This window comes from Paenibacillus jilunlii (assembly GCF_900102965.1).
GTDB classification, from domain to species: Bacteria; Bacillota; Bacilli; order Paenibacillales; family Paenibacillaceae; genus Paenibacillus_AQ; species Paenibacillus_AQ jilunlii.
The window spans coordinates 290254-315821 of record NZ_FNGM01000005.1 but is presented as its reverse complement, the minus strand read 5'-3'; the positions used below and the strand labels follow the sequence as shown (position 1 = coordinate 315821).

16 protein-coding genes are annotated in these 25568 nt (G+C 55.8%); 14 read left to right on the top strand and 2 right to left on the bottom strand.

All coding sequences use genetic code 11. The features are described 5' to 3' along the window. Nucleotides 1-1216 (top strand): group II intron reverse transcriptase/maturase (gene ltrA / locus BLQ82_RS12070; protein ID WP_074648192.1); only part of this gene is annotated, 1216 nt, incomplete at its 5' end. 586 nt (nt 1217-1802) lie between these two features. Here the strand turns inward: ltrA and BLQ82_RS12065 are convergent. Then, nucleotides 1803-2792: a Na/Pi cotransporter family protein gene (locus tag BLQ82_RS12065; protein ID WP_062526912.1), complete on the bottom strand. Its 990-nt coding sequence runs from the start codon at nt 2790-2792 to the stop codon at nt 1803-1805. 98 nt (nt 2793-2890) lie between these two features. On the opposite strand from BLQ82_RS12065, the gene BLQ82_RS12060 reads away from it, so the two are divergent. The 5 genes from BLQ82_RS12060 (at nt 2891) to BLQ82_RS12040 (ending at nt 17273) form a co-directional block, all read left to right on the top strand. Continuing rightward, nucleotides 2891-4288, top strand: coding sequence for a class I SAM-dependent rRNA methyltransferase (locus BLQ82_RS12060; RefSeq protein ID WP_062526914.1), 1398 nt, complete (start codon nt 2891-2893; stop codon nt 4286-4288). A gap of 335 nt (nt 4289-4623) precedes the next feature. Next, nucleotides 4624-8151, top strand: coding sequence for a helicase-exonuclease AddAB subunit AddB (gene addB / locus BLQ82_RS12055; RefSeq protein ID WP_074648178.1), 3528 nt, complete (start codon nt 4624-4626; stop codon nt 8149-8151). Further along, nucleotides 8148-12305, top strand: coding sequence for a UvrD-helicase domain-containing protein (locus tag BLQ82_RS12050; protein WP_062526919.1), 4158 nt, complete (start codon nt 8148-8150; stop codon nt 12303-12305). The genes addB and BLQ82_RS12050 overlap by 4 nt, the downstream gene beginning before the upstream one ends. A gap of 98 nt (nt 12306-12403) precedes the next feature. Beyond that, nucleotides 12404-13585 (top strand): exonuclease SbcCD subunit D, encoded by a 1182-nt coding sequence (locus BLQ82_RS12045; RefSeq protein ID WP_062526921.1) that lies wholly within the window; start codon nt 12404-12406, stop codon nt 13583-13585. A gap of 1 nt (nt 13586) precedes the next feature. Then, nucleotides 13587-17273, top strand: a complete 3687-nt coding sequence (locus BLQ82_RS12040) for an AAA family ATPase (RefSeq protein ID WP_074648176.1) — start codon at nt 13587-13589, stop codon at nt 17271-17273. 207 nt (nt 17274-17480) lie between these two features. Here BLQ82_RS12040 and budA read toward each other — a convergent pair whose 3' ends face one another. Continuing rightward, complete coding sequence (budA, locus tag BLQ82_RS12035) at nt 17481-18197, bottom strand: acetolactate decarboxylase (RefSeq protein ID WP_062526925.1); 717 nt, start codon at nt 18195-18197, stop codon at nt 17481-17483. Between the two features lie 489 nt (nt 18198-18686). On the opposite strand from budA, the gene BLQ82_RS12025 reads away from it, so the two are divergent. The 8 genes from BLQ82_RS12025 to yqfD all read left to right on the top strand — a co-directional run bounded on the left by BLQ82_RS12025 (nt 18687) and on the right by yqfD (nt 25567). Further along, a complete protein-coding gene (locus BLQ82_RS12025) occupies nt 18687-19046 on the top strand; it encodes a histidine triad nucleotide-binding protein (RefSeq protein ID WP_042267300.1) in 360 nt (119 codons plus the stop codon). A 141-nt stretch (nt 19047-19187) separates the two neighbouring features. Then, nucleotides 19188-19361 carry a 30S ribosomal protein S21 gene (gene rpsU / locus BLQ82_RS12020; RefSeq protein ID WP_005547957.1) on the top strand — a complete coding sequence of 58 codons (174 nt, stop codon included), beginning with the start codon at nt 19188-19190 and terminating at the stop codon, nt 19359-19361. Nucleotides 19362-19376: 15 nt separating this feature from the next. Continuing rightward, on the top strand, nt 19377-19820 hold the full coding sequence (locus BLQ82_RS12015; RefSeq protein WP_020426367.1) for a GatB/YqeY domain-containing protein: 444 nt from the start codon (nt 19377-19379) through the stop codon (nt 19818-19820). 1020 nt (nt 19821-20840) lie between these two features. Continuing rightward, the gene (locus BLQ82_RS12010) at nt 20841-22172 is read left to right on the top strand and encodes an NfeD family protein (protein ID WP_425281115.1); all 1332 of its coding nucleotides are present in this window, start codon (nt 20841-20843) and stop codon (nt 22170-22172) included. Between the two features lie 23 nt (nt 22173-22195). Beyond that, on the top strand, nt 22196-23197 hold the full coding sequence (gene floA / locus BLQ82_RS12005; protein ID WP_020426369.1) for a flotillin-like protein FloA: 1002 nt from the start codon (nt 22196-22198) through the stop codon (nt 23195-23197). Between the two features lie 16 nt (nt 23198-23213). Continuing rightward, complete coding sequence (locus BLQ82_RS12000; RefSeq protein ID WP_062526929.1) at nt 23214-23810, top strand: hypothetical protein; 597 nt, start codon at nt 23214-23216, stop codon at nt 23808-23810. Nucleotides 23811-24095: 285 nt separating this feature from the next. Continuing rightward, complete coding sequence (gene yqfC / locus BLQ82_RS11995) at nt 24096-24389, top strand: sporulation protein YqfC (RefSeq protein ID WP_020426372.1); 294 nt, start codon at nt 24096-24098, stop codon at nt 24387-24389. After that, complete coding sequence (yqfD, locus tag BLQ82_RS11990) at nt 24386-25567, top strand: sporulation protein YqfD (RefSeq protein WP_062526931.1); 1182 nt, start codon at nt 24386-24388, stop codon at nt 25565-25567. Before yqfC ends, yqfD begins: the two co-directional genes overlap by 4 nt. The last annotated feature ends 1 nt before the right edge of the window (nt 25568 follow it).

Here is a 25568-nt window from a genome sequence, read left to right as displayed (position 1 = left end):
GAACAAGAAGCGTAAATTCCATGCCTTGTACGACAAAGTCTATCGGTGGGATGTGCTGTGTGAAGCCTGGAAACGCGTGAAAGCGAACAAGGGAGCGGCAGGAGTAGATGCCGTGACACTCGCAGATATTGGGGAACAAGGAGAAACAGCATTCCTCAAGTACTGTGAGCGAGAATTGAAAGAAGGCAGCTACCAACCGCAACCTGTACGGCGGCACTATATCCCAAAGAAAGATGGGAAGCCAAGGCCGCTAGGCATACCCACTGTGCGCGACCGCGTCATACAGATGGCAACTGAGCTGGTAATTGAACCCATCTTTGAAGCAGACTTTGAAGAAGTCTCTTACGGATTTCGTCCGAAACGAAGTGCGAAAGGAGCGCTGGATCGAATCCGGAAAGCCTGCAACCGCAAAGGGAATTGGGTAGTCGACGTCGATATCCAAGGTTACTTCGACAATATTAATCAAGAGAAGCTCATGAAATTGATACAGATGCGTATCAATGACAGGCGGATCCTGAAATGTATACGGAAGTGGCTACAGGCGGGAGTCATGGAAGAAGGAAACGTAAAGCGATCTGATTTAGGCACTCCGCAAGGTGGCGTCATTTCACCGCTGCTGGCGAATATCTACCTGAACTACTTTGACCGATTGTGGGAGAAACACGGAAGTGGAATGGGAGAACTGACAAGGTATGCAGACGACTTTGTAGTGGTCTGCAAAACCAAAAAGGACGCCGAACATGCGTATGAACTCATACGCAGAATCATGGAACGTCTGGAACTCACCCTACACCCGACGAAAACCCGAATTGTAGGCTTGTGGACAGGAGACGAAGGGTTCGACTTTTTAGGAATGCACCACCGAAAAACGAAAGCAGAAACTTCTCAAGGGAAGGTATATTATACCACGCAACAGTGGCTAACGAAGAAGGCAGAGGAACGGATCCGAGGCGTGGTCAAAAACAGATTAGCACCGCCGAGCATGCGCTCAAGATCGTTCGCGGAACAGGTGGAATGGCTCAATCCAAAAATTCAAGGATGGAGAAATTACTACTACACGAACTATAGCCAAAAGAGGTTAGCTAAGCTGGATTGGTATATTTTGCAGAGATTAACCCGGTGGTATGCGAAGAAGAGACAACGTAGGAGATGGATGAGTTCATTATCTGAGGTTAAGCATATGGCCAACATGCATGGACTAAAAACGCTATTGTGATCTGCATGCCCATGAATGACAAACATCGGAAAGCCGTATGAGGGAAAACCTCACGTACGGTTTGATGAGGAGGGGCTGGTTTAAATCCAGCCCTTTACTCTAGAGGAAATTAGGGTAGAAATTAGCCGGATTCGATAGCCTTTTTCCAACTAGCGCTGCGAAGAAGCAAATGAGCAATGCTAGTTGGAAAAAGGGAACTTATTTCTTCCTGAAATCAACAAATGTGAGGTTTAAGCGGAAAAAGGAAACTTAATGGGGCCATATTCCTTCGCCAGGAGTGAAATGAGCTGAATTAGTTACCCTTTTTCCACTTAACCTGCGCGGAACATGGTGCACGAGCAAGTTAGTCTCCCTTTTTCCACTTGGAACTGCCGAAGGATGCATAAAGGGTTCTCCAGGCAATGCTAAACTGAAATCCAAAACGGCTGCCTTATCCAGTCAAGGACACCGCAGCCGTTTTGTTCTTGAATAGCATTAGAACTGCAGCGCGGATTGAAGTATAATGATACAGCATCATACAGTGCCAAGCATGCTGGCGCGTCCCGGTTGAAGCTTGGGGTTCCGGTTCCCCCGGAAGCACAAGCGGTTACGGTTGCAGCCGTTTCTCCAGCCGGGTCCATACCGGCAGGTAGCACAGCGGCAGCACGCCAAGGGAGCAGACGACATTGAAGATCGTCTGGGCATGGGCGAGCTGGGCGGCCGGACCGCCGCCAATCCAGGCGGACAAGACCTGCAGCGGCTGGATAAAAGGCAGAAACAGCAGGGCGCCGCCGACATTAAGCGCTACATGCGACCCGGCGACGAATTTGCCGGAAGCCGAGCCGCCGATTGCGGCGATTACGGCTGTGAAGCAGGTACCGACGTTGGCGCCTAGCACGATGGCGATACCGAGCTCAGGCGGCATGACGCCCGAGCTGGCGAGGCCCATCGCCATGCCGATGACGGCCGCGCTGCTGTGCAGCATCGCCGTCAGGCAGGCTCCGGCAGCCAGACCCCAGAGCGCGCTGGTTGCGGCATGGTCCAGGAACCAGCGGAACAAGCCGCTGGCCTGGAGAACCGGACCGATCGACTGCATGACCGCGATGCCCCACAGGACAAGCGAAAAGCCGGCTGCGGCCAGGCTGATGAACTGCAGCGGTGTAGACAGCCTGCGGCAGGAGTCGGCCACCCGTATGCTTGGGGCTGGCAGCTCGCCAAGCATGACGGCCGCCGCCCACAGGCACAGCGACACGACCAGCAGCGGCGCAGCCATCCGGCTGATCTGCAGGCCGATCAGCTCCGTGGTCAGGCAGGTGCCGATGTTGCTGCCTAGGATGATGCCCAGTGTCCGGGCATACGTCAGCAGTCCGGCATTAACCATGCCGATCGTCAGCACCGTTACGGCGGTGCTGCTCTGCAGCAGTGCCGACAGCAGGCTGCTGGCGATCAGGCCTTTTAACGGTGTGGAGGTTGCTGTATGCAGGCTTCGCGTAAGCAGAGGGCCGGCGAGCTTTGCCAGCGCCGCTTCCATCAGCTTCATGCCGGCGAGGAAAATAACAAGGCCATATATGACAGGGAACAGCAGATCACGGATCATAAGGGCAAGCTCCTTTGAACGGGGTTGTACACCAATATATGAATGCAGCGAAATGGACATGTATAGAATTCATCAACAAGAACAGGGAGTTGAAAGTATTGGCATCAGTTATTTTGGAACGCAGCCGTAAAAAAAGACTCGAGCAGGGCCATCCATGGGTCTACGCCAGCGAGGTAGCATCTGTAGACGGAGATCCGCAGCCTGGCGGATTGGTGGATGTGCTTAATCATCAAGGGAGATATTTGGGGACGGGTTATTACAATCCCGCTTCGCAGATCCGGGTGAGGATTCTCGCCCGGAATCCGCTGGCGGCTATGGATACCGCTTTTTTTGCCGGGCGGTTTGCCAGCTGTCTGCGCCATCGACAACGGTTTCTGCCGGGAGCGGATGCGTACCGCCTGGTCTATGGCGAAGCCGATTTTCTGCCCGGCCTGATTATCGACCGGTTCGGCGAAGTCCTGGTAGTGCAGCTGTTGACGCTCGGTATGGACAAGTGCCGCGATCAGATTGTGCAGGCGCTGGTGGAGGTCGTTGCCCCGCGCGGCATATATGAGCGCAGCGATGTCAGCGTCCGTGAGCTGGAAGGGCTGGAACAGAGAACCGGAGTGCTGTATGGGGAGTGCCCGCGCCACATTACGGTGAGCGAGAATGGCCTGAAGGTGATCGTAGATATAGAAGAGGGACAGAAGACAGGGTACTTTTTTGACCAGCGCGAGAACCGGGCTTCCATTGCTCCGCTGATCCAAGGCTGGGGCGGGCGCAGCGGGATCACGCTGCAGAGGATCGCGGCAGAGGATGGAACGGTTCAGACCCTTCCGGTTAACAAAAGCGGCAAGCCGGTTACCTTCCCTTATTGGGACGGTGCAACAGTGCTGGAGTGCTTCGCGCATACCGGCAGCTTCACCCTCCATGCCTGCAAATACGGAGCCAAGAAGGTCACCTGCCTGGACGTTTCCGCACATGCCATCGAGAGCGCCAAAGCCAACGTAGAGCTGAACGGCTTCAGCGACCGGGTGGAGTTTGTGGTAGATGATGCTTTTGCCTTCCTGCGCAATCAGGTAAAAGGTCTGGAAGAGCGCACCGAGCGGGCCACCGGTAAAACCGATGTCAAACCGGGCACCAAACCTGCCGCCAAAACAGATACCGCTAAGCCAATGACTGCCGGAGGCGGGCGCACCTGGGATGTCGTTATCCTTGACCCGCCTGCTTTTGCTAAGACCAAAAGTGCGGTGGCTGGAGCCTGCCGCGGCTATAAGGACATCAACCTGCACGGCATGAAGCTCGTCAACGAAGGCGGCTATCTCGTAACAGCAAGCTGCTCCTACCACATGCAGCCGCAGCTGTTCCTCGACACCATCGCCGAAGCGGCGAAGGATGCCGGTAAAGTACTCCGTCTCATTGAGTGGCGGGCCGCCGGCAAAGACCACCCGCAAATTCTCGGTGTGGACGAAGGCCACTACTTGAAATTTGCCATTTTTGAGGTGCGCAGCATATAAACGCCGTATAATGACTGAGAATGTGAAATAACAGAGGAGGCCCGTGTTGATCATGGGTCTCTTTTTTTGAATCATATATGAAAAGAATGGCAAACATATGTTCTTGCTGGAAGAGGTATGCTATACTATTGGGACGGGTTCATCTGAAATTTTCGAATTTTAGCCAGCAATATATTACTATAGTATATGTATTCATGCAGTTAAGATGCGCGTATACCGCCTTTTACTCTCGTAAATAAATGCATAGTCATAGTAGGATTAACCAAATAGATTAGATATTTTTAGTTTTACTTTACCTTTGAACCTATTCTCCGCTATGGAAGGGGTCTACTGTGATGACGGTACACTTTTTGATTGGCCGCTCGGGCAGCGGCAAGACAACAAAAATCCGGGAGACGGTAGCCTCCCGTCTGGAGTCGGACCCGCTGGGTGCGCCGATGATCGTGCTTGTTCCGGAGCAGGGCTCCTTTGGTGCGGAGCAAGGGCTGCTGAAGACGGGCAAGACGAAGGGGAGCATCCGCGCCCAGACCCTGAGTTTCTCGCGGCTGGCCTACCGGGTGAAGCAGGAGACCGGTGGCAGCGCCAGCCTGCCGATCAGCGAGGAAGGCAAGAAGATGCTGATCTACAAGATTATCAGCCGCCGCAAGGAAGAGCTGAAGCTGTTCGGGGCATCAAGCGACAGACCGGGTTTTGTAGAACGGCTTAGCCAGCTTCATACGGAGCTGAAGCGCTGCTGTCTGGGTGCAGCTGATCTGGAGGAGCAGTTATCCATCATGCGTGGCTCTATTGGGAGAAGCCCGATTCTTGCCCACAAGCTCGATGATTTACATATCGTGTTCAGCGAGCTGGAACAGGAAATGTCCCAGCTGTACATTGATGAAGAGGACCGCCTCGCTGAGCTGGCGGAGCATATTAAGGAATCCTCATATATTCGTGGTTCGGAAATTTGGGTCGACGGCTTTCACGGCTTCACCACACAGGAATTTGCTGTGCTGCGGGAGCTGATGCAATATGCCGCTAAGGTTACAGTTGCATTGACGCTGGACCGGATTTATCCTCCGGGATTGCAGCCTCATGAATTAGAGCTGTTCCATCCTGCCGCAGTAACCTTCATCAAGCTGCGAGGAATGGCTGAAGAAATGGGGCTGACGGTATGGGACGATCTGCTGGCGCCGCCGGTGCTGCCGCGGTTTGCCGGGAGTCCTGTCCTTGCGCATTTGGAGCGGGGGTTTGGACGCCGGAACCGCTGGACCGGTACAGCTTCTGCCGTTGCAGAGGCCATTACCCTTACAGCGGCAGCCTCGCGCAGAGCCGAGGTGGAGGGAAGCCTGCGGGAAATGCTGCGGCTCGCCCGTGAGGAAGGGGCCAAATACGGGGAGATGGCCGTATTCATGCGCAATATAGCCGATTATGAGCAGCTTGTGGCCCCCTTGTTCCAGGATTACGGAATCCCGTTCTTCCTTGACCAAAAAATGAACGAGCTGCATCATCCGCTGGTGGAATTTATCCGCTCTGCCTTTGATGTGGTGCGCCGCCGGTGGCGGTATGAGGATGTGTTCCGCTGTGTGAAGACAGAGCTGCTGCTGCCGCTGGACCGCAGTGTGACCCGTGCGGATATGGATGCGCTGGAGAATTACGTGCTGGCCTGCGGCATACAGGGCTACCGCTGGACGGATGGCCGATCCTGGAGAGGAATTCCAAGCCTTTCGCTGGAGGGAGCCAGAGTTGTGGATGAAGAGCTGCTGGCCAGAATGGAGGCGTGCCGTAGGGTGATTACGGGTCCGCTGCAGGCTTTTGAACAGCGGATCAAAAAAAGCCGCAGCGGTCTGGAACTGTGCAAAGCGGTATATTTTCTGTTGCAGGATATGGATGCCGCGCGCAAGCTGGAGCAGATGAGTGCCCAGGCTTTGGAGCTTGGACAGCCTGAGGCAGCCCGGGAGCATACGCAGCTGTGGGGGGCGGTGCTGGACCTCCTGGATCAGATTGCGGAAATGATGGGCAAGGAAAGAATGGAGTTTGAAGTTTTCGCCGGGGTGCTGGAGACAGGTCTGGCTGAACTGAAGATGGGACTTGTGCCCCCCGCACTGGATCAGGTACTGGTAGGGAATATGGACCGCACCCGGGTATCGGGTGTCAAATATGCCTTTTTGCTGGGATTTAATGAAGGGGTTGTTCCTGCCCAGTTCAAGGAAGACGGTATTCTCTCGGAAGGGGAGCGTCTGCTGCTGGAGAATGCGGGAATGGAGCTTGCTCCCGGCTCTTCCCGCAAGCTGCTCGATGAGCGCTTTCTGATCTACAATACACTCACTACGGCGAGCCGCAAGCTCTGGATCAGCTATGCGACTGCGGATGAAGAGGGCAAGGCGCTGCTGCCATCGGAAATCATCCGCCAATTGCACGGCATGTATTCTGGAGCACTGAAAGAGCATTTCGTTTCCGGATTTCCATCGTCTGCAGCTGGAGTCTCAGACGATGCAGAGACTCTCGAGGCGCTGCATATGAGCTTTGTCAGCCAGCCGGAGCAGACGCTGCGCATGCTCATTATGCAGCTCCGGCAATATCGCCAGGGGGTGGAGATTCCCGAGATTTGGTGGGATGCCTATAACTGGTTTATCGCCGATGTGGAGTATAGACCGAAGCTGGAACGGCTGCTCGGCTCCCTGTTCTACCGCAATGAAGGAATCCGGTTGAAGCGGGAGACCAGTCTGCGCTTGTACGGCGGGACAACGCTTCGCGGAAGTGTGTCGCGCATGGAGAAGTTCGTGGCTTGCGCCTTCTCGCATTTTGCTTCTTACGGACTGAGATTGAAGGAACGCCAGCTTTATAAGCTGCAGGCCCCTGACATTGGACAACTGTTTCATGCCGCTCTCAGCGATATGGCTCTGCGGCTGCAGAAGCAGGGACGGAGCTGGGGAAGCATGTCTGCGGAGGAATGCCGCCGTGAAGCCGGAGAGACCGTGGACCGGCTCTCTCCGCTGCTGCAAGGCGAAATTCTAATGAGCAGCAAACGCTACGGATACATCTCCCGCAAGCTCAAAAACATTGTCGGCCGCGCCTCTGTCATCCTCGGTGAACATGCCAGAAGGGGCAGCTTTGAGCCGGTGGGGCTGGAGCTGGACTTTGGCCCGGGCAAGGATCTCCCGCCGCTGAGGATTACACTGCCGAACGGCTGTGTGATGGAGGTAGTGGGCCGGATCGACCGCGTGGATATGGCTGAAGGCGAACAGGGCATCCTGCTGCGGGTCATTGACTACAAATCAAGCCAGAAGGACCTCAAACTTCATGAGGTCTATTACGGACTGTCCCTGCAAATGCTGACCTACCTGGATGTTCTGCTTACGTATTCGGAGCAGTGGCTCGGCCAAACTGCGCTGCCGGCCGGAACGCTCTATTTCCATGTGCATGATCCGCTGCTGACTTCTGCGAACGGCTTGAACCGCGAGCAGGCAGAGCAGGAGCTGATGAAGCGGTTCAAGATGAAGGGGCTGCTGACAGCAGACCGTGAAGTGATCTCCCTGATGGATACCACTCTGGATAAGGGACATTCTTCAATCGTGCCGGTGGCGCTGAAGAGCGACGGGAGTTTTTACAGCAGCGCTTCGGTGGCTACTCCCGAGCAGTGGGGGCATTTGCTGTCCTCGGTGCGCAGCACCATCTCTGATATCGGGACACGCATTACTGAAGGGGATGTAGCGATCCAGCCCTACCGGATACAACAGGAAACGGCTTGTACCTTCTGCTCTTACCGGCCGGTATGCCAATTCGATGAGGCTGTGGAAGGCAATGCCTACAACAATCTCGGCAAGCCGGGGAAGGAAGTCATTTGGGACCTGCTGTCCCGCGAAGGAGGAGAGAAGCCATGATACGGAGAGCCGAAATAGAACCGAAACCGGAAGGCAGCCTATGGAGCGATGACCAGTGGCGCGCCATTGCCGAGAGCGGTGACGATATCCTGGTCGCGGCGGCGGCGGGCTCCGGCAAAACAGCAGTCCTGGTGGAGCGGATTATCCGTAAAATCAGCAATGAGGAGAACGGGTTCAGTGTGGACAGGCTGCTGGTGGCTACCTTTACCAAAGCAGCGGCTGCTGAAATGCGGCAGCGTATCCGCGAGGCATTGGAACGGAAGCTGGAGGAAGAAAGCTCCGGGGAAGAGGAAGGAAGCCATGGCAATGAGCATCTGCGCCGTCAGCTTGCCCTGCTTGGCAGAGCTTCGATTACCACGCTGCATTCCTTTTGCCTGGAGGTGATCCGGCGTTATTACCAGCTCATCCCCATTGATCCGGGTTTCCGGATTCTGAATGAGCATGAGGCGGAGATGATGCGCCAGGAGCTGCTGGAGGAGCTGCTGGAAGAGAAATATGGAGAAGTTGCCGAAGACGGGCAAGATACAGTGTTTGTGCGGCTGGCTGACTGGTTCAGCGGCGAGCGCAGCGATGATGCCGTCCATTCCCTGGTGCAGCGGCTGCATGATTTTGCGCGCAGCCATCCCTGGCCGGCACAGTGGCTGCGGGACACCGCAGCGGACTTCTCGCTGCCGGATACGGATGCGCTGAGCCGCACACCGTGGGTGCAGAGCATTCTGGCGGAAGCGAAGCTCACGCTGGACGGAGCGGCGAGCCAGCTCCGCCAGGGCCGGGAAATTGCCCTGCAGCCCGGCGGCCCCGCCCCCTACGCAGATAGTCTGGCTGCGGATCTGGAAATGGTGCAGTCGCTGCAGGAAGCGCTGGAATTCCGTCCGTGGGCCGAGCTGTATGATATTTTTATCGAAATATCGTTTGGGAAGCTGAAGGCCTGCAAGAAGGATTCGACCGACCCGGGGCTGCAGGAGCGGGTTAAGGAACTGCGCGATAATGTGAAGAAAAGCTTGCTGGAGCTGCAAAAATCGCTTTTTGGCCGCCCCGCTGAAGCCTTTTTGGGTGAACTGCATGAGGCCGCTCCGCTGATGCGGGAGCTGGCTGAGACGGTCATCGAATTCGGGGAACGCTACCGGATTGAGAAGGCAGGCCGGGGAATGGTCGATTTCAGCGACCTGGAGCATTATTGTCTGCAAATCCTGCGGCATGAAGATTCAGAACCCGGACATTCGCTGCCTTCGGATGCGGCGATGGAGTACCGGGACCAGTTCGACGAGGTCCTGCTGGATGAATATCAGGATACGAACAGCGTGCAGGAGGAAATTGTGCGGCTGATTTCCCGGGAATCGCCGGGGAACCGTTTTATGGTCGGAGATATGAAACAGAGCATTTACCGTTTCCGGCTGGCGGAGCCGGGATTGTTCCTAGATAAATACAGGAGCTTTGGTTCAGCCGCGGACAGCAGCAATGATGCCTTAACCGGCAGCCAGGAGGTTGCTGCGGCTGCTGAAACCCTTGAACCGGGCAGGCCCGGCGGCGGCTCTGTTATTGATCTGGCCCGCAATTTCCGCAGCCGTCTGGAGGTCGTGAATGCCGTGAATATGATTTTTCGGCAGATTATGGACAGTACTGTTGCTGAAATAAGTTACGATGAGCGGGCAGAGCTGGTTTACGGAGCCTATTTTCCGGGTGCGGCGGAGAAGGGGCCGGATACTTATTTTGCCCCTGAGCTGCTGCTTATTGACAGGGGAGCATCATCGTCTTCACGTGCAGAAGAATCTGCTGAGGAGGGGGAGCTTCCTCCGCAAGAAAATGAAGCCATGGAGAGTGAAACCGCACAGCTTGAAGCAAGAGCCATCGTCCGGCGCATCTCCCAGATGACCGGCATGAGCGGCGGCGAGCCGCTGATGATCTATGATAAAGCCTTGAAGATCATGCGGCCCGTTGTCTACGGAGACATTGTGATTCTGCTGCGGTCTGCCCGGATCTGGACTCCGCTGATGGTCGAAGAGCTGCGCCTGGAGGGTATTCCGGCGTATGGGGATCAGAATAAAGGCTATTTTCAGGCTACCGAGGTGGAAATTGCCCTTTCGCTGCTGCAGATTGTGGACAATCCCCGGCAGGATATTCCTCTGGCCGGCGTCCTTCGTTCGCCTGTGGTGAATCTGCGTGAGGAAGAACTGGCAGCGGTGCGACTCTGCAGCGAGGGTTCATTTTTTGATGCAGTGCTGGCGGCTGCCGGAGAGCAGCATGAGACAGAGAATGGGCTTAGCGGTCATCATGCGCTCAAGTCAGACGCTTCCCATGCTGCCGATCCCGCTGCGTCTAATGAAGAAAGCACGGCGGGAGGCGGCCCGTTAGCAGACAATATGGCAGGAGAAGCGGCTAAGCCGGAGATTTCTGTAAAGCTTCAGAAGAAGCTTCGGGCTTTTTTGAAGCTGCTTGAGGGCTGGAGAACTGCCGCCCGCCAGGGCAGCCTTAGTACATTGATTTGGCGTATTTACGGAGAAAGCGGCTATCTGGAATGGGCCGGCGGCCTGCCTGGCGGCTTTCAGCGCCAGAATAATCTTACAGCGCTGTATGACCGGGCTGTACAGTTTGAGAATGATACCAATGCACGCGGCTTGTTCCGCTTCCTGGTATTCATTAACCGGCTGAGAGAAAACGGCGGCGACCTGGGGGCAGCGGGAGGAACCGGCGAGGAAACCGGGGGAGTCCGGATCATGACCATTCACAAGTCGAAAGGTCTGGAATTTCCCGTGGTTTTCCTGGCCGGAATGGCCAAGCCGTTCAACCGCCAGGATTTGTATTCTCCTTTCCTGATGCATAAAGAGCTTGGATTCGGGCCGCGTTTTGTAGAGCGGGAGACCCGGGTCAGTTATCCGACACTGCCTTATCTGGCGATTAGCCGCCGTTCCCGTCTGGAACTGCTGGCCGAGGAGATGCGTGTCCTCTATGTCGGATTAACCCGGCCGCGCGACAAAATGATCCTGGTCGGAACCGTGCGGGATTTACCCCGCACCCTTGCAGGCTGGAGCAGTGTGCAGGGCCGGGAGCACATGCTGCTGGAAGACCATATGCTGGCCCGGGGCCGCAGCTATTTGGATTGGGTGGGACCGGCGCTGATCCGCCACCCCCGCGCAGCTGTCCTCCGCAAGCTGGCAGGTGCCAATGGACCTGTATCTGCGGTGCTCCATGGCGATGCCTCCAATTGGAGCATCTCTGCGGTGAACGCGCAGGAGCTCAGTTCAGGGTCAGCCCTGGCTGCGCCCGGTACTGCAGATCAGCATGAGGAACGGCAGGCCGTGCTTGAAGCCCTCCGGCACGGCCGCAGTGTTCCCCGCGGGAGCGCTCCAGGAGAGGCCGAAGTAACCGAACGCCTGAAATGGGTGTATCCTTATGCGGCCGCATCCGGGATTCCCGCTAAAACCTCAGTCACCGAACTGAAATCGATGCTGTCCATGCAGGAGCAGCCGTCATACGATTTGCTGGAAGAATCCCTGCCCGCTGGCGCAGAGCACAGCCTGGGCCGCAGGGTGGCAGGAACGGACAGTCTGCATCTGCAGCGTCCGAAGTTTATGGAGAAGCGGGGCCTGTCGCCATCAGAGCGGGGGACAGCCTATCATACCGTTATGCAGCATGTGCCGCTGGAGGGTGAGGTAGACCGGTCTGTTCTGGAAGCCACAATCGCGCGTCTTACGCGGCTGGCCATTCTTACCGGCGAGCAGGCAGAGGCTGTTGAAATTGGCGATATTGAGGCGTTTTATACAGGAGAAATGGGCCGCAGACTGATCGGAGCCTCATGGAAAGTAAGAGAGCAGCCGTTCAGCTATATGGTGCCGGCGGGTGAAGCCTACCTCGGCCTTGAGTATCTGAAGGAAGCGGCATCGGGGCTTGAGGCTCCTGCAGGAAACACCGCCTTTGGTGAATCAGTCCTGATTCAAGGCGTTATCGACTGCCTGTTCCGGGAAGCGGGGCGGCTGATTCTGCTGGATTATAAGACCGACGCTGTGCTGGAGCATCAGGGCGGACTGGAATCCCTCAAGGAGAAATACCGTTTTCAGCTGGAGCTGTACAGCAAGGCGCTGCTGGACATTCTGGGGGAGCCGGTCCATGAGATATGGCTGTATTTTTTTGACGGCGGACATGCAGTGAAGCTATAACTCTATCCTTGGATATGACTGGAATCTATTAATCTATCTATATAAGCAATCTATTAATCTATCAAAGCCGCATGACGGGCGGGGAAAAGAGGGCGTAAATGCGCATTTTGCATACGGGAGACTGGCATCTGGGGCGGACGCTGGAAGGAAGAAGCCGGCAGAAGGAGCAGGAGCAGTTCATCGATGAGCTGGTGGAGATTGCCGATGCTTCCCAGGCAGATCTTATATTGATGGCGGGAGATGTCTACGATTCCGTGAATCCGCCGGCAGCGGCAGAGCAGCTGTTCTATGATGCAGCCGCCCGGCTGACTGCAAATGGCAGGCCGCTTGTAGTCATTTCCGGCAATCATGATCAGCCTGAGCGTGTCGCATCCGTATCCCCGCTTGTCCGCAGACAAGGCATTACACTGGTAGGTATGCCTACCTCCGAACCGGTGACGGTTCATGCCGTGCGGACAGGCGAGGTTGCCAAAATCGCTGCGCTTCCTTACCCCTCCGAAGCACGGCTTGGCGAGCTCCTTGCCGGGGATGCGGGAGAAGATGAGCTTCGCCTTGCCTACAGTGCCCGGGTGGGCCGGCTGATGAATCTGCTGGGCCGGGAATTCACGCCGCAGACCGTTAATCTGGCGATGAGCCATATCTATGTGCTGGGCGGAGTGGAGAGTGATTCCGAGCGGCCTATTCAGGTCGGCGGAGCGTACACTGTAGATCCTTCAGCTTTGTCGTGCGGTGCACAGTATACAGCGCTAGGGCATCTTCACCGCGCCCAGCGGGTCAAAGGCGACGGCATGATCCGTTACAGCGGATCGCCGCTGGCCTACAGCTTCTCCGAAGCCGGCCAGGCGAAGTCTGTGGCATTGATTGAGGTTGCGCCTGGCGGGGAGCCCTCCTTTGAGGAAATTTATCTCCGCTGCGGCCGCCCACTGGTGAATTGGAAGTCCTCCGGCGGCTTGCAGGAGGTCTACGGCTGGCTGGATGAAGGCCGGGATGCCACGGCTTTTATTGACCTGGAGCTCCGCCTCACGGAAGCGATGTCGCTGAATGATATCCAGCGGCTGCGCAAATCACGCGAGGGGATTATACATATCCGCCCGGTTTATCCGCAGATGGAGCAGGAGCTTGAGGAGATGGCCCGCTCGCGCATGCCGGTGCAGGAGCTGTTCCGCAGATTCTATCAGCGGCAGACCGGAGGGGCAGAGCCTGAGGACAGCCTGATCGAGCTGTTCCTGGAGCTGGCGGAAGAAGAGCGGCGCGAGCCTGCGGAAGGGGAGGAGAACTGAAGTGAAACCAATTCTACTAAAAGTGGCCGGACTCCAAAGCTATAGAGAGCAGCAGGAGATTGATTTTGGAAGTCTGACGGAGACGGGGCTGTTCGGTATTTTCGGACCGACGGGAAGCGGCAAATCCAGTCTGCTGGACGCGATCACGCTGGCAATGTATGGGAAGGTGGAGCGTGCGGTTAATGGGACCCAGGGCATCATGAACCACTCCGAGGACCAGCTTAGCGTGGCTTTTACTTTTGAGCTCAATTCCTCTTCCGGCCCCCGCCGTTACAGGGTAGAACGGAAATTCAAACGGACCGGTGACCAGTCGGTGAGCAATACGATCAGCCGTTTCATTGAGGTTGCCGCAGACGGTGATCATGTGATGGCCGACAAGCTCGCGGATGTTACCCGGTGCGTGGAAGAGCATATCGGGCTCAAAATGGATGATTTCACCCGTGCCGTTGTGCTGCCCCAGGGGAAATTTGCCGAGTTTCTGTCGCTGCGCGGCGTGGACCGCAGACAAATGCTCCAGCGTCTCTTCCATCTGGAGCAGTATGGCGACGGTCTGGCACTGAAGCTCAGCCGCCGGGTTAAGGAGAATGATGCTGCCCTGCGGGCGCTGGAGGCCGAACAGCAGGGGCTGGGCAGTGCAGGCAAGGCGGATGTTGAGGCCGCCGCCGAACGGCTGCAGGAAGCGGTCCGGCAGGCGGCGGACTGCCGCAAGCGGCTGGATGAGGCGGTGCAGCGGGCGGAACGGTATGCCCGCATCCGCGAGCTGCAGGACGAGCGCGCCCGGCGCGAGGGGCAGCGGCAGGCTTTGCTCGCGCAGGAGGCGGACATCCTCCTGCTGGAGCAGAAGCTCGGCAAGTCTGACGAAGCCGAGAAGATGCTGCCTGCGCTGAAAGCCTGGCGCAGTGCGGAAGAGGCCTGGAAGAGCCGCCTGGCCCGCGCGGAGGGCCAGGAGGTGCAGGCCGCCGCCGCCGAGCGGAAGGCGGCGGAGCTGGCCGCAGCTGAAGCGGCGGCACAGGCCGCGCTGGCTGCGGAGGAGCCCGCCCTCCGGCAGGGGGCGGATACGTACCGCCGCGCGCTCGAGCTGGAAGCTGAGCTCGGCGGCTTGCGCCGCGAGCGCGCAGCGGTGCTGGAGCGCCGCGACGAGGCCTCCCGCGGGCTGGCTGCCCGGCGGGAGAGCATGGCCCGGGAGCGTGAGCTTTTGGCCAAGGGCCAAAAGCGCCAGCACGAGCTGCAGCAGAGCCTGCAGCCGTTAGCGGTCCGCTCCCAGGAGCGGCAGTCGCTGCAGGAAGCCATGCAGCGGCTGCAAGGCCTGCGTTCCGCCTCCTCCCAGCGGGAGACGGCGGAACGTGAACGCGCCGAGCGCGCCGCGGTACTCGCGGCGGCGGAGGCGCGGCTGGCCGCTGCCGGGGAACGGCAGCGCTCGCTTGAGGCGCAGCGCGGCGGGGGGATCGCCGCCGCAGCGCTGCACCTGGAACAGCTGCGCGCCGGGGAGGCCGCAGCAGAGGCCGCCGCCGGTCAGCTGGAGCTTCATGGAAGCACGCTTGCGGCGGCGCTCAAGGGCCAAGAGCTGCACCGGCTCTCTCTTTCGCTCGCCAGTGAACTGCAGGACGGGCAGCCTTGCCCGGTCTGCGGCAGCCTCCATCACCCCGCGCCAGCGCTGGCAGAGGACAGCGGCGGGCGGGAAGAGCTGGAACGTCAGTTCGAACAGTCCCGGACCCTGGGCAGACGGGCGCTTGAAGCGCGTCATTGGTTCCGGAGCCTGCTGGAGCAAGACGTGGCCTGGCTGGAGCAGGTATACGGCGAAGGTGCGGCAGAATCCTTCGCAGCGCCTGCGGCTGCAGGAATGGAGCAGCGCGGCGGTACCGCGTCTTCTGCGGCCCCGTCCAGCCCAGAAGCGGCTCTGGACTCTTTTCATCCATCGCGGCCTTCGGACTCTCTCCGCCTTGAGGCAGCCTCGGACTCTTTTCATCCATCGCAGCCTTCGGATTCTCTCAGCCTTGAGGCAGCCTCGGATTCTTTTCATCCATCGCAGCCTTCGGATTCTCTCAGCCTTGAGGCAGCCCAGGACTCCCTTGATCCATCACTGGCTTCGGCTTCTTCAGGTCCAGCAGCTTCGGGCTCCTCGGGAGCCCTTGTTCCATCAGGCTCCGCCATAGTTCCAGATGAGCAGGCGCTGTCCCGCTTGGAAGCTGAATTCGCTGCGCTTAAGGCCCGTTCCGGTGAATTGCGCCGGACTGCAGCAGAGTGGCAGCGTTCCTTGCAGGAGCAGCAGCAGCTGGGCCATAAGGAAGCTGCGGCGGTGGAAGCCGAAGCAGTGTGGCTGCAAGGCCTGACAGCCAAGGCCGGAGATCTCGACCGGCAGCTGGGAGAGCTCCGGGAGGAATGGTCACGGCTATTTCCGGAGCTGGCGCCGGATGAAGCCGAACATGCCTACCGTGAAATGCTGAAGAAGGATGAGCAGGCTGAGGAGATCAGAGGGCGGTTGGAGATTAGTGTCAAGTTTCTGGATGACAAGAGCACTTCCGTGCAGGCGCTGCAGGAGGAGATTGCAGCTTTGGACAGAGACCTGGCCCAGTGGAACGCACAGCTTGAAGGCAAAGAAGCGCTGGAGCGGGAGAAGGAGCAGCGCCTGCTCCAGTGGACCGGCGGCCGTACGGCCGCTGCTTTGCTGGCAGAGTGTGAGCAGCGCCTGCAGGAGCTGCAGACCGGACTGGAGAGCAGCAGGCAGGTTCACCGGTCGGCAGCAGAACAAGCACAGCATGCGGTGAAGGAAGCCGCTATCAGCCGTCAGGCGGCGGAGTCCGCCCGTGAGCATGCTGAGGCCGCAGTTTCCATTTGGGAGGATTGCCTGCAGACCTCAGCATTTGCTTCCGCCCCCGAGGTGGAAGGCGCTGCACTTGCGCCGGAGGAACGGGCAGAGGCTGCTGCCCGTGTGCGGGCCCACCGTGACGGTGAAGCTGAAGTTGCGCTCCAGCTGCGGAATATTGAAGAGAAGCTGGAAGGGGCTGAGTTGAGCGCAGAGGAATGGCAGGAAAGTCAGGAGACTCTGCGTAGATGCAGGGAGGACGATGAGACTGCACTGCAGGGCCGGGCCCGCGCTGAACGCGATCTGGAAGATCTGCAGCACCGGCATATCCGCTGGATGGAGCTGGAAGGCAAGCGTGCGGAGCATGCAGCCCTTCAGGACCGGTTGTCCAAGCTGCAAACAGTACTGCGCGGAAATGCTTTTGTGGAGTATATTGCCGAGGAGCAGCTGATGCAGGTATGCCAGGCCGCTTCACAGCGGCTGCGTTTCCTGAGCAAGCAGCGTTATGCGCTTGAGGTCGATTCCGGCGGAGGGTTTGTGATTCGGGATGACGGGAATGGCGGGGTGCGGCGTCCTGTATCCACCTTGTCCGGCGGGGAGACCTTCCTGACCTCTTTGTCCCTGGCGCTGGCGCTTTCGGCGCAGATCCAGCTTCGGGGGCAGTATCCGCTGCAATTCTTTTTCCTGGATGAAGGCTTCGGCACGCTGGACCCGGATCTGCTTGATACAGTCATCACTTCGCTCGAAAGATTGCATAATGACCAGCTCTCAGTAGGCATCATCAGCCACGTTCCCGAACTCAGAGCACGTCTGCCCCGCAAGCTGGTTGTCATCCCGGCAGAGCAGGGAGGCGGGGGCTCGCGGATTGTTCTGGAAAAAATGTGATGCCCGGCAGGTAATGTGATAACGATCACAGATACAGCATCATCCCCTTGTTATAATACAGCTAAGCCGACATCTTTGAAACACCTCGGCGGACGTATGACCGGGAGCATTCTCCTTTTCATACGTCCGCCGCCGAATCAGCTTTCTGAGCTGAACAGGGTGTTTCTTTTTTTTGTGCAAATGAACCTTTGGTTAGGCATAAGCCGCTTAGCAGGACCCTTCGGCTGCTGTTATATCTTCATCGAGTGAAGCAGTTGATAAATCGGCTTTTAAATAACCATCATGGTGCGGAAGCTTCAACCGGAAATCCTCACTGCTGCAAATCGATATCGTGCAGTGCTCCACTATAAAGTCGAGAACATGTCCTCCTCCGTTGCGGGCATCATTAATATAATGCAAATGATATCCTGTGACTCCGATCCCCTGGGCAAACGCTGGCATCCAGAAGCCTGCGATCACTCCGTCTTCCTCCGCAAAATGGAACGACGGCTGGTTCTCCGTCACTTCAACAAAGGGCTTGTAAGGCTTGTCTTGATGCGAAACCGTGCGTGTGTGCACCTCGCGGAAATGTCCGTCGATCCGGACCGCATAAAAAATATTTTGACTCGGCAAGAGCGTATTTATCACCTGTTCAAGCTCGTTACGCGCCAGGGGAGTGTGCACCAGCAGGGTCTGATCCCGCTCAAAGAAGGTCACGGTAGAGAAGGGTGTGCTCTCCTCCATACTTGCTTGTCTGGCGCTGCCGTCCGGGTACAGATGATAGAATCCTCCGTCGAAGGCAATCATCTCACCGTCCAGCTGATGGAATGTCCCAATGCCGAAATCTCCGTATTCTTTCAGCTTGCCAAAACTCACTGCTCCGTCATACTGCCCGCTCAGCAGGGCAATCATGGTAGAAGCCTGATAAATCACATGATTTTTCATGAGTGAATCACTCCTTTTTGGAAGATGGATCAGTTCATGGAATGAGGCAGTACCTCTTCCAGTTCTTCTGGACGGTTTACTCTTAACCCGACAGCTCCGAAGCTTTAGTCTTATGCTGTAAAGATCCGGCTAAAGCATCCACGTTCAGATCAATATTGCCGATCAATTCAATCTGTGGCTGGTAGTTATTATCGATCTTTATTTTATTACCATAAAAAGTAAAATCAATAGTTTTATTTTTAAATAAAAGATGTAATAAAAAACATATTAAGGTATTTTCGGGTTTTGCAATAACGATCCAGACGAATTCTAGGTTCAAAGTGACTTATGCTTGGCATATTCCCCGGCGCCTTTCCCAATCGTGAATTATCCTGTATGATTATAGACATAAATTATGATGCCGCGAAGAAAAGCCATTCCCAAGCATAGCTTGCACAAGCTGAATGAACTTGCTGTACTGTTACCAAAACTAATAGGAGGAAGCATTCCATGGAAACCGTGTTTAGCAAAATTATTGAGGGTTCAATCCCTTCCAAAAAGGTCTTTGAGAATGAACGGATTCTGGCTTTCTATGATATAGAACCTGCAGCCCCGGTTCATGTGCTGATCATACCCAAGAAGTTCATTGCTTCCATGAATGATGTTGCACCAGAGGACCTTCCGCTGATCGGAGAGATTCACGCTGTGGCCCAGCAAATTGCTGTAGAGCTCGGGATTGCGGACAGCGGGTACCGTCTCATTAACAATTGTGGACCGGACAGCGGACAAGCCGTGCCTCATCTCCATTATCACTTGCTTGGCGGTGCCAAATTAGGTGCGCTTGTCGGCAACTCGACATCCCACGCCTGACAGAAATCAAATGCGGAAGCACCCGGCCCAAAAAAAGAATAACACGAAGGTTGACACCTTATTTCGCTTTGACCTATAATGAAATTTGATGAACCGTGTTGTTATGCTCTTGGACGGTCTGGTCGGAGGGAGGGAAAACTGGTGTCTGAAACGAAAGTTCGCAAAAACGAGACAATTGATGCTGCACTTCGTCGCTTTAAACGTTCCATTGCTAAGGATGGTGTCTTGGCTGAGGTGAAGAAACGCAAGCATTATGAAAAGCCAAGCGTAAAGCGCAAGAAGAAGTCTGAGGCTGCTCGTAAGAGAAAGTTTTAGGAGGATTACCCACGCATGAATCTTAGCGAACGATTAAACGAAGATATGAAGCAAGCGATGAAGAGTAAGGACAAGTTCACACTCTCCACGATTCGAATGGTTCGTTCTACAATAAAGTATCTTGAAATAGATTTGAAGAGAACATTAGACGACAACGAAGTGCTTGATATCCTTAGTCGTGAAATCAAACAGCGCAAAGATGCCCTCCAAGAATTTGAATCAGCGGGTCGCGACGAGCTTGCCGCGAGTACGAAGGCAGAAATCGAGATTATCATGAAATACCTTCCAGATCAGCTTTCCGAAGAAGAAATTAAAGTAATTGTACAGCAGACCATCCAGGAAACCGGTGCTTCTTCGAAAAGTGAAATGGGTAAGGTGATGAGCGCACTGATGCCTAAGGTAAAAGGTCGCGCCGATGGTAAACTCGTGAACCAGGCGGTTCTGCAATTTCTGCAATAATATAACGCTAGCACCCCTTTGATAAGGGGTGTTTTTCGTTTTATTGAAAAAAGGGACACAGCGAGTCGGAATGAGAGGTATAAATACCTCTGATCTCGCGGCGAACAGCCTGCGGGGCCAAAAGAGAGGTATAAATACCTCTGATCTCGCGGAAAACGGCCTGCCGGGCCAAAGGAGAGGTATAAATACCTCTGATCTCGCGGCAAACAGCCTGCGGGGCCAAAGGAGAGGTATAAATACCTCTGATCTCGCGGCAAACGGCCTGCGGGGCCAAAGGAGAGGTATAAATACCTCTGTCTCGCGGAAAACAGCCTGCGGGGTCAAAAGAGAGGTATAAATACCTCTGATCTCGCGGCAAACGGCCTGCGGGGCCAAAGGAGAGGTATAAATACCTCTGATCTCGCGGCAAACGGCCTGCGGGGCCAAAGGAGAGGTATAAATACCTCTGTCTCGCGGAAAACAGCCTGCGGGGTCAAAAGAGAGGTATAAATACCTCTGATCTCGCGGCAAACGGCCTGCGGGGCCAAAGGAGAGGTATAAATACCTCTGATCTCGCGGAAAACAGCCTGCGGGGCCAAAAGAGAGGTATAAATACCTCTGATCTCGCGGCGAACAGCCTGCTGGGCCAAAAGAGAGGTATAAATACCGCTCTATTTGACCTGCGAAAATCGCTTCATCTGCCCCAATAAGGGGTCTCCTGTCCGAATTGCCGGCAGGCGAATGGCGGTGGAAAGACCGTCTTTTTTGAACACGGCGTCACCGTTTGCACTCGTTTACACAAAGATAAATAGTGATATGTTTATCGGATTATTTTAGGGATACAGTATAAAATAGGCATATACTGTGTCCCTTTTTCCGCTGTTCTGTCTAGTTTCGTTTTGAAACGCATCTGCCTGTAAGGCGTACTAAAGCATTATGCGCTGGAAATAGGTGAGGAAGGGAGGGAAGGCCTTGAAAAAAATTCGTAAAATGGCTGCAGCGGGTATTTCTGTACTTTTACTCGTACTGTTTTTGCTGCCTATGGCGGGGGTGGTCAGCGCAGATAACACTGCAACCCGCGCACCGGCAACTAGTCCGGCAGAACCTAAGAGCGGTCCGGTATTTATTATACCGGTTGATCAGGAGATCGAACGGGGGCTGCAGAGCTTTCTTACGCGCGGGTTTCAGGAGGCAGCAAACTACGGGGCCGTTCTGATTCTGCTGGAAATCGATACCCCGGGGGGTCTTGTGAGCTCCGCCGAGCAGATCGGCACGATGGTGCGCGACAGCACGATTCCGACCGCTGCCTACATTAACGGCGATGCGGCTTCAGCAGGCAGTTACATTGCGCTGAATGCGGGCAGCATCATCATGAAGCCGGGCAGCATGATCGGCGCGGCATCCCTGGTGGACGGCAAAGGCGGCAGTGTGGACGACGCCAAGCTGGTATCCTACTGGAAATCCAAAATGGTCGGTGCCGCTGAGCTGAACGGGCGCGACCCGGAAATAGCCGCCGGAATGATGGATAAAAATATTGTGGTGAACAAGCCTGAACTTGGTGTGAGCAAGGCACAGGGCCAGATTATCGCACTTAGCAGCGATGAAGCGCTCAAAGCGGGTTACGCAGACAGCATTGCCAGTACACCTGAGGAGGCCATCACCTCGCTGGGCTATTCGACAGACGACATTTTTCGTGTAGAGCACACCGGTGCGGAAAAAATGTCGCATTTTCTGACAAATCCGATTGTGATGACGATTCTGCTCTTCATCGGTATAGCGGGAATTGTCATCGAAATGCTGGTGCCGGGCTTCGGTGTTCCGGGGATCATTGGCACATTGGCATTTGCGCTGTACTTCTTCGGCAACTATGTGGCAGGGTTTGCCGGTTCCGAAACCTGGCTGCTGTTCATTCTGGGACTTGTCATGCTGGTTCTGGAACTGTTTGTCCCTAGCTTTGGCATACTTGGACTGCTGGGTTCAGTGTTCCTCGTTGCAGGCGTGGTAAGGGCTGCTTACAGCTATACGCATGCTTTATTCAGCCTGGGTATTGCTTTTGCCGCAGCGGCGGTGGTTATTACAATAGTAGCCGTAACTTTTAAGGAGCGGGGGATCTGGAACAGGTTTATTTTACAGGACAGTCTTACCAAGGAGCAGGGATTTGTTCCTGTGCTGGAGAAGCTAAGTCTAGTGGGAGCCTCAGGCGTCAGCATCACGCCGCTCCGCCCGGCCGGAACGGCCAGCCTGAATGGTGAGCGGGTGGATGTGGTTACTGAGGGCTCCTTTATTGCCGCTGGCGCTTCCATTTCAGTGATCAAGGTCGAAGGCGGACGTGTGGTCGTGAAGGAAGCCGCAAGTAAAGAGAATGGAATTTAAATGTAACGGAGGTTGGAAGAGGTATGATTGAAGCGTCAACAATTACTATTTTGCTGATCGCGGTTGTTGTGATCATCGTGCTGAGTGTGTTTTTCAGCTTTTTCCCGGTCATGCTGTGGGTTTCAGCTTGGGCTGCGGGTGTAAGAATCAGTATTATAACCCTGGTGGCGATGAGACTGCGGCGGGTTACGCCAAGCCGGATCGTCAATCCGCTGATCAAGGCCACCAAGGCGGGGCTGGGTGTGAACATCAATCAGCTGGAGAGCCATTATCTGGCGGGCGGGAACGTCGACCGGGTCGTCAATGCGCTGATCGCTGCGCAGCGTGCCGATATTCCCCTGGAATTCACGCGGGCGGCAGCGATTGATCTAGCCGGACGCGATGTGCTGCTGGCTGTGCAGATGAGTGTTAATCCACGGGTCATTGAGACGCCGATTGTTGCCGCTGTAGCCAAGAACGGCATCGAGGTTAAGGTAAAGGCGAGAGTGACTGTACGGGCCAATATCGACCGTCTCGTCGGCGGTGCCGGTGAAGAAACGATTATCGCCCGTGTCGGCGAAGGGATTGTAACAACTGTAGGTTCGAGCAGCACCCACAAAGACGTGCTGGAGAATCCAGATTCCATCTCGCGGACGGTTTTGTCTAAAGGGCTTGATTCCGGAACCGCTTTTGAAATTCTCTCCATCGATATAGCTGACGTTGATGTCGGCAAGAATATCGGTGCCTATCTGCAAACGGAACAGGCTGAGGCAGACAAACGCATTGCCCAGGCCAAAGCTGAAGAGCGCAGGGCGATGGCGGTCGCGCATGAACAGGAAATGAAGGCCCGCGTCGTTGAGATGAAGGCGCTTGTCGTTGAGTCCGAGTCTCAGGTGCCGCTGGCTATGGCGGAAGCGCTGCGCTCCGGCAAGCTTGGGGTCATGGATTACATGAACCTCAAAAATATTGAAGCTGACACCCAAATGCGCGGTTCGCTCGGCAAACTAAATGATGGGGACGACAGCAGCCGTCCAACCAATAAATAAGGGGATGTGAATTCCCATGGGCAGCTTGATCTACGTAGCCGCGATTATCATCATCGCAATCATTTCCGGCTTGAACAAGGCGGGGAAAAATAAAGGGAGCTCCGCTCCGCGTGGAGGAATGCCAACCTTCGGCGGAGGGGACGGCTATCCTTTGAACCCTGGACGGCGTGTGAAGAGCAAGCCGGAATATGGGGGCGATACCAAAGAGCGCAGCGGATTTCCTGTTCCCGGAGGAAGTACCGCTTACCCGGGCCAGCCTGCCGCGTCCAGAGCTGAGGCGGAGTATGATGCATCTCCGGCTTGGCCGGAGTCTTCGGAGCGCCCCTCACCTGATTATGAAACCGGCGAAGGCCTTTCGTTGGAGCAAGCCGGGGAAGAGGATGGGGTGCAGGCCCGTGCCGAGCGGATGCAGCGGGAATTGGAGCGGCTGCATCTGCAATTTGACGGGGCTGCAGCCGGTGCGGACCCGGGGAAAAAAGGGGCCCGGCCTGATTCCAGCCCTAGCGGCAGCCGTGAATTTGCCGCTGACCGCAAGGCGCTGCGGGAAGGGCTGGTATGGGCGGAGATACTGGGTCCGCCACGTTCCCGGCAGCCCCGTTCTTACCGCAGATAGAGTTGAACGGAGTGAAAGAGTGCCTTAGTCTTAAACAGGCTGGTTGGCTAAGTTTAAGTTTTCACAATAGGGTGTCCCAGGCATGCCGATGTATTGGCTGCCTGGGACACCCTTGTTTTTTTGGACGGAGCCCTAAATAAGTGCTTGATATGGACGCTTCACGAACGAACCATTACCCGCTTTTGAAGAAAGACGCCATTGTGTGCTGTAATGTGAGTTCTTCTCATAAACAATAGCGTTCCCGCATAAGGTGTACAGAAGGCAGGAAGGGGGAGAAGTCTACTTATGACCCGTATTGGCCGCAGGCTGCGGGGATGGACAAACGGGGTACTGGATCTTCCGCAGGATGTGCTGCAGGAGCTGCCCCGAATCACCCTGATCGGCAATAAAGAGCTGTATATTGAGAACCACCGCGGCGTGCTGCATTTCTCTTCAGAGCAGCTGAGGCTTGCGTTAGTGAACGGCTCGCTGGAAATCTCCGGCGAGGGGCTGGTGATCCGGAATATTCTGGGGCAGGAGCTGGCAGTAGAGGGGATTATCGGGGAGATCAGATATAAGGGAAGCGAGGAGAACTCATGAAGCAGCCGCCTTTGGCATCACTGCGGGGGTTCGTTACACTGCATGTGACGGGACCGCAGGTGGAAAAGTTTATTAATGCTGTTACTGAAGCGGACATCGTCATCTGGGATGTGAGGCCTGCCGGGAACGGCGCTTCCCTGAACCTGCTGCTGGATGACTTTTTTGCCCTTCGGCCGCTCTTGAAGAAGACAGGCTGCCGCACGCGTGTCACGGCCAGGAATGGACTGCCCTTCAATGCGGCCAAGCTGTGGAAACGGAAGTTTTTTGCCGCGGGATTGCTGTTGTTCGGCATTGGCCTGGTACTATTGTCTTCGATGATATGGACGGTCAAGATTGAAGGGAACAACCGGATTGCCTCCGAGGATATCCTGCAAGCTGCACGCCATGAGGGGGTATATCCTTTCCAGTGGATTTGGCGTATGGATGATCCGGACAAGCTCTCCAAAAAACTGACCTCAACACTTCCAGGTGTCTCCTGGATAGGGGTGCATCGGACGGGGACGAGCGTGAAGATCCAGATTGTTGAATCCGACCAGCCGGAGAACAAGCCGCTCCTCAGCCAGCGTCACCTGATCAGCAGGACTGATGCGGTGGTGACCGAAATTTACGCGGAGCAGGGCAGGCCGGTGGTAAGCCGCAACACCCGGGTCAAAAAGGGGCAGATCCTGATCTCCGGTGCGATTGGGGATGAAGAGAATATGGAATATGTGGTTGCCAAAGGCGAGGTGAAAGGCCTGGTCTGGCATGAATACAATATAGAGGTGCCGCTGAACCGTACGAGAAGCTCATATACAGGAGAGCGGAAGGACCGCACCTATCTGGTGCTGGGCAAATGGGCGGTCCAGTTATGGGGTTACGGCAAATCAGACTTTGCGGAATCGCGTACACTTACGGAGCATGATCCGCTGACCTGGCGTTCTTTTCAGCTGCCGGTGGGGCTGCTGACCGAGAAGGAAATGGAGGTCCTGGAGACTGCCGAAACATTGTCGCCCGAGGCTGCACGCGAGGAAGGGGTTATGCGGGCGAAGAATGATATTTTGGCCCGTTACGGCACAGACAGCGCCATTAAAAGTCAAAAAATTTTGCATGAGAAGAAAGAGAATGGTAAAGTTTATATGAAAGTGCTCTTTGAAGTGGAAGAGAGAATTACGCAAGAACTTCCAATAGTAAACAACTGAG

Bases quoted from the DNA above. Each gene is read 5' to 3' on its own strand.
- BLQ82_RS12065 (WP_062526912.1), bottom strand. From the start codon at position 2,792: ATGATCCGTGATCTGCTGTTCCCTGTCATATATGGCCTTGTTATTTTC.
- addB (WP_074648178.1), top strand. From the start codon at position 4,624: ATGACGGTACACTTTTTGATTGGCCGCTCGGGCAGCGGCAAGACAACA.
- BLQ82_RS12050 (WP_062526919.1), top strand. From the start codon at position 8,148: ATGATACGGAGAGCCGAAATAGAACCGAAACCGGAAGGCAGCCTATGG.
- BLQ82_RS12045 (WP_062526921.1), top strand. From the start codon at position 12,404: ATGCGCATTTTGCATACGGGAGACTGGCATCTGGGGCGGACGCTGGAA.
- budA (WP_062526925.1), bottom strand. From the start codon at position 18,197: ATGAAAAATCATGTGATTTATCAGGCTTCTACCATGATTGCCCTGCTG.
- BLQ82_RS12025 (WP_042267300.1), top strand. From the start codon at position 18,687: ATGGAAACCGTGTTTAGCAAAATTATTGAGGGTTCAATCCCTTCCAAA.
- BLQ82_RS12015 (WP_020426367.1), top strand. From the start codon at position 19,377: ATGAATCTTAGCGAACGATTAAACGAAGATATGAAGCAAGCGATGAAG.
- BLQ82_RS12010 (WP_425281115.1), top strand. From the start codon at position 20,841: ATGGCGGGGGTGGTCAGCGCAGATAACACTGCAACCCGCGCACCGGCA.
- floA (WP_020426369.1), top strand. From the start codon at position 22,196: ATGATTGAAGCGTCAACAATTACTATTTTGCTGATCGCGGTTGTTGTG.
- BLQ82_RS12000 (WP_062526929.1), top strand. From the start codon at position 23,214: ATGGGCAGCTTGATCTACGTAGCCGCGATTATCATCATCGCAATCATT.
- yqfC (WP_020426372.1), top strand. From the start codon at position 24,096: ATGACCCGTATTGGCCGCAGGCTGCGGGGATGGACAAACGGGGTACTG.
- yqfD (WP_062526931.1), top strand. From the start codon at position 24,386: ATGAAGCAGCCGCCTTTGGCATCACTGCGGGGGTTCGTTACACTGCAT.